This is a genomic window from Microbispora sp. NPDC046933, from assembly GCF_040644635.1.
Classification (GTDB): Bacteria; Actinomycetota; Actinomycetes; order Streptosporangiales; family Streptosporangiaceae; genus Microbispora.
Genome location: NZ_JBEYWW010000049.1, coordinates 43,117 through 56,852 on the forward strand (window position 1 = coordinate 43,117; position 13,736 = coordinate 56,852).

Annotated in this window: 17 protein-coding genes; 9 read left to right on the plus strand and 8 right to left on the minus strand. The window is 71.3% G+C overall.

What is annotated here, in order from left to right; all coding sequences use genetic code 11:
• Positions 1-71 precede the first annotated feature (71 nt).
• Positions 72-362: a hypothetical protein gene (locus ABZ857_RS39960; protein ID WP_357054703.1), complete on the minus strand. Its 291-nt coding sequence runs from the start codon at positions 360-362 to the stop codon at positions 72-74.
• A 108-nt stretch (positions 363-470) separates the two neighbouring features.
• On the opposite strand from ABZ857_RS39960, the gene ABZ857_RS39965 reads away from it, so the two are divergent.
• Entirely contained in the window at positions 471-932 is a 462-nt protein-coding gene (locus ABZ857_RS39965; RefSeq protein WP_357054706.1) for a hypothetical protein, read from the plus strand.
• 8 nt (positions 933-940) lie between these two features.
• On the opposite strand, the gene ABZ857_RS39970 is transcribed toward ABZ857_RS39965, so the two are convergent.
• Positions 941-2,866, minus strand: coding sequence for a hypothetical protein (locus tag ABZ857_RS39970; protein ID WP_357054709.1), 1,926 nt, complete (start codon positions 2,864-2,866; stop codon positions 941-943).
• Between the two features lie 210 nt (positions 2,867-3,076).
• On the opposite strand from ABZ857_RS39970, the gene ABZ857_RS39975 reads away from it, so the two are divergent.
• From ABZ857_RS39975 to ABZ857_RS39985, 3 genes are all read left to right on the plus strand, one after another.
• The gene (locus ABZ857_RS39975; protein ID WP_357054712.1) at positions 3,077-3,232 is read left to right on the plus strand and encodes a hypothetical protein; all 156 of its coding nucleotides are present in this window, start codon (positions 3,077-3,079) and stop codon (positions 3,230-3,232) included.
• 157 nt (positions 3,233-3,389) lie between these two features.
• The gene (locus tag ABZ857_RS39980) at positions 3,390-4,556 is read left to right on the plus strand and encodes a CoA transferase (protein ID WP_357054715.1); all 1,167 of its coding nucleotides are present in this window, start codon (positions 3,390-3,392) and stop codon (positions 4,554-4,556) included.
• Entirely contained in the window at positions 4,553-6,055 is a 1,503-nt protein-coding gene (locus ABZ857_RS39985; RefSeq protein ID WP_357054718.1) for a carboxyl transferase domain-containing protein, read from the plus strand. Before ABZ857_RS39980 ends, ABZ857_RS39985 begins: the two co-directional genes overlap by 4 nt.
• A gap of 32 nt (positions 6,056-6,087) precedes the next feature.
• On the opposite strand, the gene ABZ857_RS39990 is transcribed toward ABZ857_RS39985, so the two are convergent.
• From ABZ857_RS39990 to ABZ857_RS40005, 4 genes are read right to left on the minus strand one after another with little or no spacing between them, the layout of a single operon-like run.
• Positions 6,088-6,534: a hypothetical protein gene (locus tag ABZ857_RS39990; RefSeq protein WP_357054721.1), complete on the minus strand. Its 447-nt coding sequence runs from the start codon at positions 6,532-6,534 to the stop codon at positions 6,088-6,090.
• Complete coding sequence (locus ABZ857_RS39995; protein ID WP_225898026.1) at positions 6,531-6,989, minus strand: hypothetical protein; 459 nt, start codon at positions 6,987-6,989, stop codon at positions 6,531-6,533. The genes ABZ857_RS39990 and ABZ857_RS39995 overlap by 4 nt, the downstream gene beginning before the upstream one ends.
• A gap of 10 nt (positions 6,990-6,999) precedes the next feature.
• Complete coding sequence (locus ABZ857_RS40000; protein ID WP_357054724.1) at positions 7,000-7,791, minus strand: carbon-nitrogen hydrolase family protein; 792 nt, start codon at positions 7,789-7,791, stop codon at positions 7,000-7,002.
• On the minus strand, positions 7,721-8,776 hold the full coding sequence (locus ABZ857_RS40005; protein WP_357054727.1) for a DUF418 domain-containing protein: 1,056 nt from the start codon (positions 8,774-8,776) through the stop codon (positions 7,721-7,723). The genes ABZ857_RS40000 and ABZ857_RS40005 overlap by 71 nt, the downstream gene beginning before the upstream one ends.
• 141 nt (positions 8,777-8,917) lie before the next feature.
• On the opposite strand from ABZ857_RS40005, the gene ABZ857_RS40010 reads away from it, so the two are divergent.
• The 3 genes from ABZ857_RS40010 (at position 8,918) to ABZ857_RS40020 (ending at position 10,745) form a co-directional block, all read left to right on the plus strand.
• The gene (locus ABZ857_RS40010; RefSeq protein WP_357054730.1) at positions 8,918-10,084 is read left to right on the plus strand and encodes a pyridoxal phosphate-dependent aminotransferase; all 1,167 of its coding nucleotides are present in this window, start codon (positions 8,918-8,920) and stop codon (positions 10,082-10,084) included.
• A gap of 80 nt (positions 10,085-10,164) precedes the next feature.
• Entirely contained in the window at positions 10,165-10,368 is a 204-nt protein-coding gene (locus ABZ857_RS40015) for a CopG family transcriptional regulator (protein ID WP_357054733.1), read from the plus strand.
• Positions 10,365-10,745: a type II toxin-antitoxin system death-on-curing family toxin gene (locus tag ABZ857_RS40020; RefSeq protein ID WP_357054735.1), complete on the plus strand. Its 381-nt coding sequence runs from the start codon at positions 10,365-10,367 to the stop codon at positions 10,743-10,745. The genes ABZ857_RS40015 and ABZ857_RS40020 overlap by 4 nt, the downstream gene beginning before the upstream one ends.
• Here the strand turns inward: ABZ857_RS40020 and ABZ857_RS40025 are convergent.
• Positions 10,732-11,367, minus strand: a complete 636-nt coding sequence (locus tag ABZ857_RS40025) for a TMEM175 family protein (RefSeq protein ID WP_357054738.1) — start codon at positions 11,365-11,367, stop codon at positions 10,732-10,734. The two genes, ABZ857_RS40020 and ABZ857_RS40025, sit on opposite strands and share 14 nt — an antisense overlap.
• 87 nt (positions 11,368-11,454) lie before the next feature.
• Positions 11,455-12,396, minus strand: coding sequence for a LysR substrate-binding domain-containing protein (locus ABZ857_RS40030; protein ID WP_357054741.1), 942 nt, complete (start codon positions 12,394-12,396; stop codon positions 11,455-11,457).
• 117 nt (positions 12,397-12,513) lie between these two features.
• Here ABZ857_RS40030 and ABZ857_RS40035 point away from each other — a divergent pair, with 117 nt between their 5' ends.
• Positions 12,514-13,068 carry a peroxiredoxin gene (locus tag ABZ857_RS40035; protein WP_357054744.1) on the plus strand — a complete coding sequence of 185 codons (555 nt, stop codon included), beginning with the start codon at positions 12,514-12,516 and terminating at the stop codon, positions 13,066-13,068.
• Positions 13,068-13,604, plus strand: coding sequence for a carboxymuconolactone decarboxylase family protein (locus tag ABZ857_RS40040; RefSeq protein WP_357054746.1), 537 nt, complete (start codon positions 13,068-13,070; stop codon positions 13,602-13,604). Before ABZ857_RS40035 ends, ABZ857_RS40040 begins: the two co-directional genes overlap by 1 nt.
• Positions 13,605-13,736 lie beyond the last annotated feature (132 nt).

Here is a 13,736-nt window from a genome sequence, read left to right on the forward strand (position 1 = left end):
GGCCCGACACGCCCTACGCGCTCACCCGGGGCAACCACCGCCCGGGCTGGGCTACCTCTCCCGCCTCGGCCTCAACCGCTCATCGCGGCGGAGCGGGAGACCTTGGCGGGTGTGGCGCGCAGCTCCGCCTCGAGTTCGGCGATCACGTGTTGAACGGAGCTCCTCAACCGCGCCCGGCGGCCGTTGAGCTCTTCGGCGAAGGCGCGAGCCGCCGGGCCAACCCATACCGGTTCACCGCCGAACTGGGCGCAGGCCCGGTCCAGGGCCGTCTCCAGGACGTGAACGTGCTCCCGAACCGTCTCGAGCGCGGCCCGCAGGTCGTCGTACTTCGGGTTCGGCACCAGGTCGTCGTCCGTGGGCACGTTTCGGGCTCCCGTTTTCAGCGGCAGAAAAGACAGATGGTCGCGCCGTGCTACTCCCTGAGATTATGTGGCCGGATATGGTTCCGGCGAGACACGGAGGCGGATTCGATGCCCGGCGCGCCCCTTTCCGTACGGCTACGTCCCATCACTGCCGCGCTCCTGCTGGCGCTTCTCACCTCAACCGCCTGCACAACAGAAAACTCCCCCACGGCAGCACAAGCAGGCCAAACCCTAAAAAAGCACGTCCTTCAACTACTGGAGGAGCGTAACGCCCAGAACGTGACCATCACCGACCCCGGCGGCAAGAACATCCCGTGCGGCGACGGCAAAGCAAAGCAAACCTTCGCCGCGACAGGTGTGGACCTCCCTGAGAGGCGTCCGGAAACGCTGCGCTCGATGCTACTCGGAACGGTTGAGCACCTGGCGGAGTACAAAGTGGTGAAGGTGGAAACGATGGAACAACCGGTCCGGGTAGCCGATGAAACAGCCAGAACAGTTCTAATCCTAGATTCGCCGCGCAACGGCAGGTATGCGGTGAGCGGTGAGACCGAGTGTCTCCAGCCTGAGTGAGAACTCGGCTAGCGCCGGAATTGAAGTGCCCGGACACGTCCCTGAATCTTCTGACCCTCGAAGTGCGCTGCCAGGTCAGCAGAGACGCCTCCCAGCGCCTTCTTGTCGCCGCCGAGGCCGTTGGCGATGAACCATTGGTCGAGGGCTCGCAGGCCCTGGTTGCCTGATCGGGAGATGGCGGGGAAGGGGCGGAGGTTGCCCTCGCCGTCGGCGATGGCGACACCGGGCGGGCATGTGGCCTGGTAGTCCTTGGGCGAAACGGCCGCGGGGAACCCGGCACCGAGGAGAAGCCCGGCCACGGTGTGCTGGCGGCCCAGGGTCTCGGCGTCGTCGCTGTCGCGCAGTCGCTCGACGTTCGTCTCCTCGCCGGAGCTGATCTCGTCCAGCAGACCACGGCCCTGGTCGAGCATCAGCCACAGCAGTTCTCCCTGCGGCAGGGCCTTGCCGAGCACCAGTTGACTGACGTCCCAGGCCATGTCGTCCGCCATGTCGTTCCGCTCCGCGAGGTCGTCGAGCGCCTTGAGGTGCTTTTCCGCGGCGGCCAGTTCGAAACCGCGGACGTTGCCCAGTGCGGCGAACACGTCGTCCAGCCGGGAGGGGTCCGCGGCCTTCACCATCGGTGGCACGTTCACGCCGACGAGGCGCTTGGCGAGGTCGCCCATTCCCTGGTCGAAGGGCCTGCGGTCCGCCTCGCTTCCGGCGAAGGTGAGCAGGAACCGGTAGGTGTCCTCGGGGCTCAGCCTGAACGCCGGCGACAGGCCCGGCACCCGTGACTCGACCGGGCCGAACGCGCTGGGCAGCAGTTGGTTGGAGTCGCCGAGGTTCGCGCCCTCGGTGATCTCGGTGGCGTACGCGCCCGCGATCTCGGCGAGATGGACGCGCGTGGGCGGGGCGAAGCGGAACCCCGAGGTCCCGGTGACGACGGCGAAGGCGAACCGCGCCGCGACGTCGCTGTGGGCTCCGTCCCTCTCGTCGTACGCGCCGGACGCGGCGGCGAGCATCCGCCCGAACGCGTCGGCGGACGTGGCGTCCACGGCCGCGCGGTCGTTCAGATCCTGCAGGAACGTCACCAGGTCGGGCCGCCGGTCACGCGGGCCGAGACCCGGGCGCGTGAGCAGGCGGGCGGCGGCGTCCCTCGGCAGCGGGCTGTTCCTGGTCGCCAGCGCGATGGCGAGCCGCGCCGCCGCGGGGTCGGCGGCCAGCGCCTCAAGGTACGGCGTCAGCGTCTCGCCGTGTGTCTCCTCCCCGGGGAGGAACACCTGTGTGGACACCACCTCGGCCAGCCACTCGGTGGGCAGGCGCCCTGCCGACAGCAGCTCGCCGATGTCCCTGCGGTCCTCCTCGTCGTCCGCCCTGGTGCGTACGGCGGCGGCGACGGCCGCGAAGCCGGGGACCGCGGCCCCTCCGCTCACCGCCGAGCCGAAGGCCCGGCTCGCGGTCCGCACGGCCTCGTCCACGTTCTCCTGCAGCACCTGGCGCAGCCGCCGGGGCAGTTCGATGGTCCGGCGCACGCCGATCCCGGCGAAGAACGCGGCGGTGAACTCGGAGTCGTCGGCGTGCGCCGCCAGCTCCTCGGTGATTTTCCGGTACTTGTCGACGAGGTGGAAGTCGAACGGGGCGTTCGGGTCGACGTCCCTGTACGCCGCGGCGAGCGCGCCGCCCAGCCGCCGGGCCTCGGCCACGCCGAGGAGGTTCTTCTCGTCGTACGGCACCATTGAGCCTGGCGACCAGCCGGGCGCGTGGGCGAGGCCCACGGCCATCAGGTGGCGGCGGCGCAGGTCGGGCAGCCGTTCGTCGATCCACCGTTCGACCTCGCCGATGGGGCTCAGGGACGTGGCGGGCACTCCCTTCGCGGCGAACACCCTCCGCACGGCCTCGGCGCGTTCCCCGATGACCCCGCGGGCGTGCTCCAGTTCCTTGACGAAACGATCCATGGGCCCGGGGGATATGCCGCTGAAGTCCGGCGACAACGGCCCCGTGCCCGGCGCATCCGATCCCACGTCTCGCCCCCAGGTCGCGTACCGACACCGCACGTCGTCCCCGGACTTCACGGTACCGCTCCGCATGTTCTCCGCACCGGTGATTGGCGACGGTGTCCGTGGGTAGCCGTTCAGTAACGGCACAAACGGGATGGTGAGTTACAAATGGCGTCTATCGTCCAGCGCATCAGGGACTACCTGAAGAGCCCCAAGGGCCACGAGAACGTCGAGAAGGCCAAGACCATGGCCCGCGATCCGGAGAACCGGCAGCGGCTGCGCCGGTTCGTGGACCAGATGCGCGGCCATCGCACGCACCGCTGACGTCCCGGGGCCGGACGTCCGCGGCCGCCGGCGGCGGCCGGCGGAAGTGCCGAGCCGTACGGCACGGGCCGGGCTGTCGTACGGACGGGGTGGCCTGGCAGGCTTGCCGGTGGAGACCGAAGGACGTTCTCCTTAGCGACCCCCGTGGAGGCTGGCCGTGCAGGGACCTCTCAGCGGCATCGTCGTCCTCGATCTGTCCCGGGCCCTCGCCGGGCCGCACTGCGCGCAGATGCTCGGCGACCTGGGCGCTCACGTGATCAAGGTCGAGCACCCGTCGGGGGACGAGTCGCGCGGATGGGGCCCGCCCTTTGTCGGCCCGGACCACGACATATCCACATACTTCCTCGCGGCCAACCGCAACAAGCGGTCGATCACCGTGGACATGAAGTCCGAGGAGGGCCGCGACCTGGTCGAGCGGCTCGTACGGCAGAGCGACGTGCTGGTGGAGAACTTCCGCACGGGCGTGCTCGACCGCCTCGGGTTCTCCGTCGAGCGCCTCCAAGCGCTCAATCCCCGGCTGGTGATCCTGTCCATCACCGGATTCGGTCACGACGGTCCCGAGGGCGGCCGGCCAGGCTACGACCAGATCGCCCAGGGGGAGGCCGGGCTGATGTCGCTGACCGGCCCGTCGCCCGACGAGCCATACCGGGTCGGGGCCTCGATCGCCGATCTGCTCGCGGGCATCCACGGCGCGTACGGCGTGGTGGCGGCGCTGTACGAGCGCGAGCGCACCGGGCGCGGGACGGTCGTCAGGACGTCCCTGCTCGCGTCGGTCGTGGGCGTGCACTCCTACCACGGCACCGCCTGGACCGTCGGCGGCACGGTGCCGAAGGCGGGCGGCAACCACCACGCCTCCATCGCCCCGTACGGCGCCTTCCGCTGCGCCGACGGCATGATCCAGATCGCGGTGGCCAACGACGGGCAGTGGCGTAAGGTCGCGCAGCTACTGGACATCGATCCCGAAGTGCCGAAATATGCGACAAACAGGGATAGGTTCGCCCATCGGGAAGAGCTGATCGCCGAGATGGAGAAGGCGCTGGCGGCGCACGACCGCGAGCACTGGCTCGCGGCGCTGCGGGAGGTCGGCGTGCCCGCGGGTGCGATCCGGTCGATCGACGAGGTGTACGCCTGGGACCAGGTCAGGTCGCAGGGCCTGCTCGTCACCGTCGACCATCCCGTGCTGGGCCCGGTCGAGCTGCCCGGCCCGCCGCTGCGGTTCGACGGCCGAGCCTCGGATGACAGGCATGTCGCGCCTCCCGGCCTGGGCCAGGACAACGACGCCGTGCTCGACTGGCTGGCCGAACGGGAGCGGCGTTCGCCATGAACGAAGGCGACTCGGGCAGGCCGGACGCGCGGGCGCTGATCGCGCGGGTGCTCGACCCGCACTCGTGGAAGTCGTGGGACGAGCCGCTGCGGGACCGGGCCGCGCCCGGGTCGGAGTACGCCGCCGAACTCGCCCGCGTCCGGGCCAGGACGGGGTACGACGAGTCGGTCGTCACCGGCGAGGGCACGCTCGACGGCCGCCGGGTGGCCGTCGCCGCCTGCGAGTTCTCCTTCCTGGCCGGCTCGGTCGGGGTGGCGGCGGCCGAGCGGCTCGTCCGCGCCGTCGAACGGGCCACCGCCGAGCGCCTGCCGCTGCTCGCCGCCCCGGCCAGCGGCGGCACCCGCATGCAGGAGGGCGCGCTGGCCTTCACCCAGATGGTGAAGATCACCGCGGCGGTCGCAGCCCACCGCGCCGCCGGCCTGCCGTACGTCGTCTACCTGCGCCATCCCACGACAGGCGGGGTGTTCGCGTCGTGGGGCTCGCTCGGGCACGTGACGGCCGCGGAGCCGGGCGCGCTCATCGGCTTCCTCGGGCCGCGGGTGTTCGAGTCGCTGCACGGCTACCCGTTCCCCCGGGGAGTGCAGGTCGCCGAGAACCTCTACGCCCACGGGCTGGTCGACGCCGTGGTCTCGGCCGAGGACGCGCGGGAGATCGCCGTCCGGACGCTGGCCGTGCTCTGCGCTCCGCGCGCGGGCCTGGAGCCCGGCCCGGAGCCCGAGGAGGCGGCCGAGCCGGTCCCGGCGTGGGAGGCCATCACCCGCTCGCGCCGCGACGACCGTCCCGGCGTGCGCGACCTGCTCAAATACGGCGCACGGGACGTGACTCCTCTGCACGGCACCGGCACGGGGGAGCGCGACCCCGGCCTCCTGCTGGCGCTGGCCAGGTTCGGCGCCGCGCCCGCCGTCGTGCTCGGCCAGGACCGGCGGCGGCAGCGGGCGGGCAGCACGCTCGGCCCGGCCGGGCTGCGGGTGGCCCGGCGCGGCATGCGCCTGGCCGGTGAACTGGGCCTGCCGCTGGTCACGGTCGTCGACACCGGCGGGGCGGAGTTGTCGAAGGCGGCAGAGGAGGGCGGTCTGGCCGCCGAGATCGCCCGCTGCCTGGCCGACCTCGTCATGCTCGACGCGCCGACCGTGTGCCTGCTGCTGGGGGAGGGCGCGGGCGGCGCCGCGCTGGCCCTGCTCCCGGCCGACCGGGTCGTCTGCGCGCAGCATGCCTGGCTGTCCCCGCTCCCGCCGGAGGGCGCGTCGGCGTTGCTGTACCGGACCGTCGACTTCGCCCCCGAGATCGCCGCCGCCCAGGGCGTACGCGCCGCCGACCTGCGGCGGGACGGCGTCGTGGACCGGATCGTGCCGGAACGGCCGGACGCGGCGTACGAGCCGGAGGAGTTCTGCCGCAGGGTCGCCGGGACGCTCGAACACGAGATCGCAGGCCTGCTGGACCGCCCGGCGGGGGAGCGGATGGCGGCCCGCTTCGCCCGCTACCGGTCGCTCGGCTCCTGAACCGTCCTCCGAGCTGCCTCGACTCGGGTCCCTCAGGGGTTCTCGTGACCGTCCGCCCGGTCAGGAGTGAGCGGCACCGGCACGCGTTCCACCCGGATCGCGTGGACCTCGTCGCGGGGCACGACCACCTCGTACGCGCCGTGGTCCACCAGCCAGTAGCCGAGCGCCTCGGCCTTCAGGCCGTTGTGGCCGGTGTAGGCGATGTGCAGGCCGCCCTCCCCGCCGTCGCCGCCGTCGTCCTCGTCCAGCACGAGGCACGGCTCGCCGCCGAACGCCCCGACCGTACGCAGCAGGGTGAGCCGCTCCAGCGCTGACCGGCTCACCCGCAGCCGCCAGTAGCCGCCCGCGGAGGTGAACCCCTCCTGCGGCGTCTCGCTGAACAGCACCACGTCGTCGCCGCCGGGCCCGACCGCGGCGGCGTAGTCCCGGTCGCGGTAGCGGGCGACGAATCCCAGGCCGGCGGGCTCCATCTCGCTCATCGCGCCGGCCGCCAGGTCAGGCCGTCGTACCCGGCGAAGGGACGCTCCCCTGCCGCGGTGAGGTGGACGATCTCCGCGCCCGCGGGGATCGGCATGGGCATCGTGTGGAACTGCGGCACCACCTGCTCGCGCGAGGCGGTGAAGCCGTTCCCGGTGAAGGGCGGTGCATCGCTCCAATCACCGCCCATGTGCGGGCCGTACGGGACGACGTAGGTGTCGATGTCCCGCGCGTCCCAGCGCATGATGTACAGCTCGGGCACGTCCGGCGTCAGCTCCGATCCGTCGAAGCACAGGTCGAGGGCCTCGACGAGCGCGGCGGGGGTGGTGAGGCGGTCGCAGTCCTGCACGCGGTACACGTAGCCGGAGATGATCGTGCGACGGCCCGACAGGTACGGCACGAGCAGCCGTGGCGGAACCACCTTCTGCATCCGCGTCCTGCGTCCCGGCTCGCTCATGGGGCCAAGTTTACGATCTGTGGACTCCGAGCCGGCGGTGTTCGAGCGAGGGGAGGGTGGCGCGCGCGGTCCCGGTCCACGCGGCGTCGATCTCCGCGATGAGCACGCCGGGGCCCGCGCCCAGGTCATGCCGGGCGACGCCCATCGGATCGACGAGCATGCTGCGGCCCACACCGAACCCGTCCGGTATGGCGGGATTGGGCGCCTGGCCGACCGCGACGGTCCAGGTGGTGTTCTCGATGGCCCTGGCTCTCACGAGGGTCGTCCAGTGGTCCTCCTTCAGCGGCCCCGAGCCCCAGGCGGCGATCACCGCGAACGTGTCCGCGCCCTGGTCGACCAGCGCGCGGGCCAGTTCGGGGAAGCGGACGTCGTAACAGGTGATCAGGCCGATCCTGAGCCCGGCCAGCTCCACGACCACCGGTGCGTCCCCCGGCGCGACCAGTTTCGACTCCTTCGCGCCGAAGGAGTCGAACAGGTGGATCTTCCGGTAGGCCGCGGCGAGCGAGCCGTCCTCCCGCAGGGCGACGGCGGTGTTCCAGACCCTGCCGTCCGCGGCGGGCTCGAAGACGCCCGCGACGACGGCCGTGCCGTGCTCGCGCGCGGCCTCGGCCAGGCCGGTGACGAACGGGCCGTCCAGCGGCTGGGCCGTCTCGACGATCCCCGGGCCGAACCGGGCGAGCGTCGCCTCGGGGAACACGGCGAGGTCCGCCCCGCGCGCCCGCGCGAGGGCGTCACGCACGGTCGCGAGGTTGGTCTCCGGATCGTGGTCGACGGGGATCTGGCACAGCGCTACGCGGGTCACGGATCACAGTCTGCCCGGTCGTCGCCACGCCCCACCAGGTGCCCCGCGAGGTGCCCCACCAGGTGAGCGTGCGCCACACCCACTCCAGCGGGCCGTACCGGTGCCGCGCGAGCCACCACCTGCAGAAGACCGCCTGCGCGGCGACGGTGACGACGGCGAGCACCACGACGGCTGCCCCCGTGCCGTCGGCCTCCAGCAGCGGCATCGCCACCACGATCACCGTCGTGCCCGTCACGTAGTTGGTCAGCGTCATCCGTCCCAGCGCCTCGAACACCGCCGCGTGACGGGCGAGCAGCAGGAACGCCGTCGCGTACGCCGCCGCGCCGCACAGCGCCGCCGCCTGGTAGACCCCGCCGCCGGGCGGCGCGTGGTTCCACCACCAGCCCAGCCCGGCCGCGAGCACGGCCGCCGCCACGCACACGACGCAGAGGAACGGCCCGCTGCCCAGGCCGTCCGCCCCGCCGAGGCGCGCCGGCCCGCTCCTCGCCTCCACACGCGCCTCCACATCCGGGGCGGCGGCCAGGCCGAGCAGGAACAGCGCCGTGATCAGCACGTACGGACGGGGGTCGAGCACAGCGGCGACCAGGGCGCCGCAACCCACCAGCAGCACGGCCCACCGGGGCAGGAGGCTCGCCGGGAGCAGGACGACCGCCCCCAGCAGCGCGTACGGCAGCAGCACCTCGCCGGGGTCGATCAGGATGTGCGCCGCGCCCAGCGCGGCGAGCACGGCCAGGCGCCGGAGCATGACCACGCGCGGCCGCCGCGTGCGCCGCCGCGCCGAGCGCAGGAACAGCGCGAAGGACAACCCGAACAGGAACGCGAACATCGGGTAGAAGCGGCTCTGGAACAGGTTCTCCATCACCCAGTCCAGCGAGGTCGGCCCGTGCCGCACCCTCTGCTGCCAGGCGTTGACCAGCATGATCCCGCACACGGCGAACCCGCGCAGCGCGTCGACCCGCCGGATCCTGTCCACCGCCACGCTCACCCGTCAGTCCCTCCGGAAGCCGGGCGGCCGCCGCACCGCTTTTCTCGGCCTCTTGCGAAATCACGATAAACGCCCGCCCGCCGTCCGGCGTCTTTCCCGGGCGGGCTCAGAGTCGGAGTACCGGCGGATAGGGTGGCGCCTGTGAGCGAGCCGCTGGTGCGGCGGATGCGGGAGTTCGGCACGACCGTGTTCGCCACGATGACGAAGCTGGCCGTGGAGACGGGCTCGATCAACCTGGGCCAGGGCTTCCCGGACACCGACGGACCCGAGCGCATGCTGGAGCGGGCGGTCGAGGCCGTGCGGAGCGGCCTCAACCAGTACCCGCCCGGGCCGGGCCTTCCCGAGCTGCGCCAGGCGGTCGCCGAGCACCGCAAGCAGTGGTACGGCCTCGCCTACGACCCCGACGGGGAGGTCCTCGTCACCGTCGGCGCCACCGAGGCCATCGCCGCGGCGATCCTCGCGCTCTGCGAACCGGGTGACGAGGTGATCGTCTTCGAGCCGTACTACGACTCCTACGCCGCGGCCGTCGCGCTCGCGGGAGCCGTGCGCAGGGCGGTGACGCTGCGAGTCGACGCGGGGCGGTTCACCTTCGACCCCGCCGAGCTGGAGGCCGCGGTCACCCCCCGCACCCGGGCGATCCTGGTGAACTCGCCGCACAACCCGACCGGGACCGTGTTCACCCGGGAGGAGCTCGAACGCGTGGCACGCGTGTGCCGTGAGCGCGACCTGATCGCGGTGACCGACGAGGTCTACGAGCACCTCGCCTTCGACGGCGTCGAGCACGTGCCGCTGGCCACGCTGCCCGGCATGCGCGAGCGCACGGTCATGATCTCCTCCGCAGGCAAGACCTTCAGCGTCACCGGCTGGAAGACCGGCTGGGTGTGCGCTCCCGCGCCGCTCGCGGGCGCCGTGCAGGCGGTCAAGCAGTTCCTCACCTTCACCGCGAACGCCCCCTGGCAGGTCGCGGTCGCGTACGCCCTGCGGGAGGAGATGGACTGGGTCGCGGCCCAGCGGGCGGCCCTGCAGGCGAAGCGGGACCGCCTCGTGACGGGCCTGACGGAGGCCGGGTTCGACGTGCTCCGGCCGGCCGGCACCTATTTCGTGCAGACCGACATCCGGCCGCTCGGCTTCGAGGACGGGCTGGAGCTGGCCCGGCGGCTGCCCGAGCTGGCGGGGGTGGTCGCCATCCCGACCCAGGTCTTCTATGACCACCCCGCGCGGGGCCGTCACTTCCTGCGGTTCGCCTTCTGCAAACGGGACGAGGTCATCGACGAGGCGGTCGCCCGCCTGCGCCGCCTCGCCGGCTGACGAGTTTGATAGCGCAGCGTTACCACTCCTATACTCTGGGTTGATGGTATCAGCGTGATACCGCGCCGTACGATGGAGGTATGGCCATGACGCTTCGCCTGACCGACGAGCAGACCGAGGCCCTCCGGCGGCGCGCCGAGAAGGAAGGCCGGAGCATGCAGCAGATCGCCCTGCACGCGATCGACGACTACCTTGCGCGCGTCGCCGACGACGAGTACACCGATATGTTGGCCGAGAAGGGGGCCCGGCGTTTCGCGGACCTCCTGCGAAGGCTGGGGGAGTGACCCGCTACATCAGCCTTGAGCAGGCGCTGCGCATCGCCCGCCATGCGACGGGAGCGCCGGTCGAGGTTCGTGACATCGGGCTTCTCGAGGCGGCGCTGCTGCGTCCGCGGACGTCGTTGTTCGGGCGGGACGCCTACCCGGATGTGCTGACCAAGGCCGCGGCCATCCTGCACTCGATCGTCTCCAACCACCCGTTCGTGGACGGTAACAAGCGAGCGGCATGGCTCACGATGTATGTCTTCTGCGCGAAGAACGGAGTGGAGATCGAGCCGCGGGACGACGACGTCGCCTACGACTTCGTGATCGCGGTGGCGTCGGGGAAGCTCACCGAGGTGGACGAGATCGCCGACGTGCTGCGCGGCTTCACCGCCTCCTGATCAGCCGTACCACGCCGGAGGCCACGACCGGGGTGGCCAGCCACATGAAGGGGACCGCGTCGGACGTCCAGGCGGCCGCAACGGCGGTCAGCAGCCAGTAGCCTCCGATCGCCCAGTAGACCCAGGCGTTGACGCGCAGCCGGGCCAGGTCGGTGTCCGGCCGATACAGGCGCTGCCCCATCACCAGGCTGGTCAGCGCGCCCTGGCAGAGCAGCAGGACGGCCTCGTTGGCGGCGAACATGGCGATCACCAGGGCCCTGCCTCCCGAGGCCCCGGCCGGCAGATGGTTGGCCTCGCCGAACATCGCCGTGGTGTACGGCAGGAAGGCCACGAAGAACAGCAGCGGGATGTGCAGGGCGACCGCGGACTGGGACAGTCGCTCGATCTGGTCGAACAGGGTGTGATGGGCCCGCCACGCGAACCACAGCATGAGGAACGCCATGGCGAAGGCGATGAAGGAGCTGAGGTGGTCCCCCAGGAACGAGCCGAGCCGCGCGAAGTCCTCAGCCTCCGGGCGGGGGAGTTCCAGGGCGAGCAGTGTGATCGCGATAGCGAAGATCGCGTCGGCGAACACGCCGACGCGTTCGTGGGTGAGCCCGGGACGCACCTGCGGCGTGGCCATGCGGATCTCCATCCGAAGGGGGTGTGGGGGGATGCAGAGGAGCGCAGCGCGATCATTCTGGCAGACGCCCCCGGCCCTCCGCCCGGGTCAGGAGACGACGCGGACGGGCAGGCCCTCGGCCTGGACCGCCTCGCGCAGGGCCGAGGCGAGCTGGGCGAACTCGCCGGACCTGGCCGCCGTCGCGCGGTAGGTCAGGCCGATGCGGCGGCCGGGCGGCCGGGCGAAGCGCCGCAGCGCGATCGGGACCGGCTTGCCGGTCTCCGCCATGGCCGTCATCTCGGGGATGAGCGTGACGCCGAGGCCGCCCGCCACGAGTTGGACCAGAGTCGGCAGGCTCGTCGCGTACGTGGTCATGGTGGTTCTCGCGCCCACCTCGCGGCACACGTCGATGGCCTGTTCCCGCAGGCAGTGGCCCTGGTTGAGCAGCACGATGTCCAGACCCCGCAGGACGTCCCTGCCCAGCGGCTCGGTGTCGTTCGCGAGCGGGTGGTCGGCGGGCAGCGCGAGCAGGAAGTCCTCGTCGTACAGCGGTTCCTCGGTCAGGCCGGTCACGTCGGTGGGCAGGGCGAGCAGGGCCATGTCGAGCCGCCCCTCCCTGACCTCCTCCAGCAGGGTCTCGGTCCTGGCCTCCTGCACGATGAGCTTCAGACGGGGGAAGCGCCGGGCGAACATCGGCAGCAGCAGCGGCAGCAGGTACGGCGCGACGGTCGGGATGACGCCCAGGTGGGCCGGCCCGCTGAACGGCTCCCGCGTCCGCGCGGCGTCGTTCACCAGGTCGTCCAGGTCGGCGAGGACGCGTGCCGCGTGCACGCTGACCCGCTCGCCCGCCGGGGTCAGCAGCACCTTCCTGGTCGTCCGTTCGAGCAGCCGGACCTGCAGGGTCTCCTCCAGCGCGGCGACCGCGCTGGACAGCGCGGGCTGGCTCATCCGCAGCGCGGCGGCGGCCTCCCTGAAGTGGAGATGGTCGGCGACCGCGAGGAAGGCCCGCAGCTGGGCTATGGTCGGCAGGGGCTCACTGATAGGGATCACCTCTCAGATTGGTCCAACTGCTCAATTTCTCGGATCAATGGTAGGTCCGGCAATCTGAGCAGGACAAATTCAGCGATTCAGGACCGGGACGACGATGTCCCGAGGAAGGGGATCGACATGCTTACCGTGGGTGACAAGTTCCCCGAGTACGAGCTCACGGCCTGCGTCTCGCTCGACCCTGACAACGCGTTCGAGACGATCGACCACAAGACCTACGACGGCAAGTGGCGCGTGGTGTTCTTCTGGCCGAAGGACTTCACCTTCGTCTGCCCCACGGAGATCGCGGAGTTCGGCCGGCTGAACGACGAGTTCGCCGACCGCGACGCCCAGGTGCTCGGCGTCTCCGTCGACTCCGAGTTCGTCCACCACGCCTGGCGCAAGAACCACCCCGACCTGCGCGACCTGCCGTTCCCGATGCTGGCGGACGTCCGGCGCGAGCTGTCGTCGGCGCTCGGGGTGCTCGGCGAGGACGGCGTGGCCCAGCGCGCCACGTTCATCGTCGACCCGAACAACGAGATCCAGTTCACCATGGTCACGGCGGGATCGGTCGGCCGGAACGTGAAGGAGGTCCTGCGGGTCCTCGACGCCCTCCAGTCCGACGAGCTGTGCCCGTGCAACTGGAACAAGGGCGAGGAGACGCTGGACGCCAAGAAGCTGCTGGCCGGTGTCTGATGTCGATCGGCAACCTGAAGGAGCTCCTTCCGGCGTACGCCAAGGACATCAAGCTCAACCTCGGGTCGCTCGTCACCACCTCGTCGCTGAGCGAGCAGCAGCTCTGGGGGACGCTGCTCGCCACGGCGATCGCGACCAGGTCGCAGCGGGTGATCGCCGAGGTGTCGGCCGAGGCCGCGGGCTATCTGTCGGCGGAGGCGTTCACCGCGGCCAAGGCCGCGGCGAGCATCATGGCGATGAACAACGTCTACTACCGGTCGACCCACCTGATCGGTGACGAGACGTACGCCACGATGCCCGCCAAGCTGCGGATGACCGTCATCGGCAACCCCGGCGTGGACAAGCTCGACTTCGAGCTGTGGAGCCTCGCCGTCAGCGCGATCGGCGGTTGCGGGCAGTGCCTGGAGTCCCACGAGAAGGTCGTCCGCTCCGGCGGTCTGTCCCGTGAGCAGGTCCAGGAGGCCATCAAGATCGCGGCCGTGGTCAACGCGGTCGCCACGACCCTGGAGGCCGAGGCCGCCCTGGCCCCGGTCTGAACCGGAGCGTGGAAGAAGTTGCAGCGGAACCGGCGGGGGCTGGGGTTCGTGAACAGCGCGCCGGGGTTCCACGACCAGCCGGCGGTCATGCACGGCTTCTCGGATCTGATGGTCGAGCTGTTCGGGGCCAAG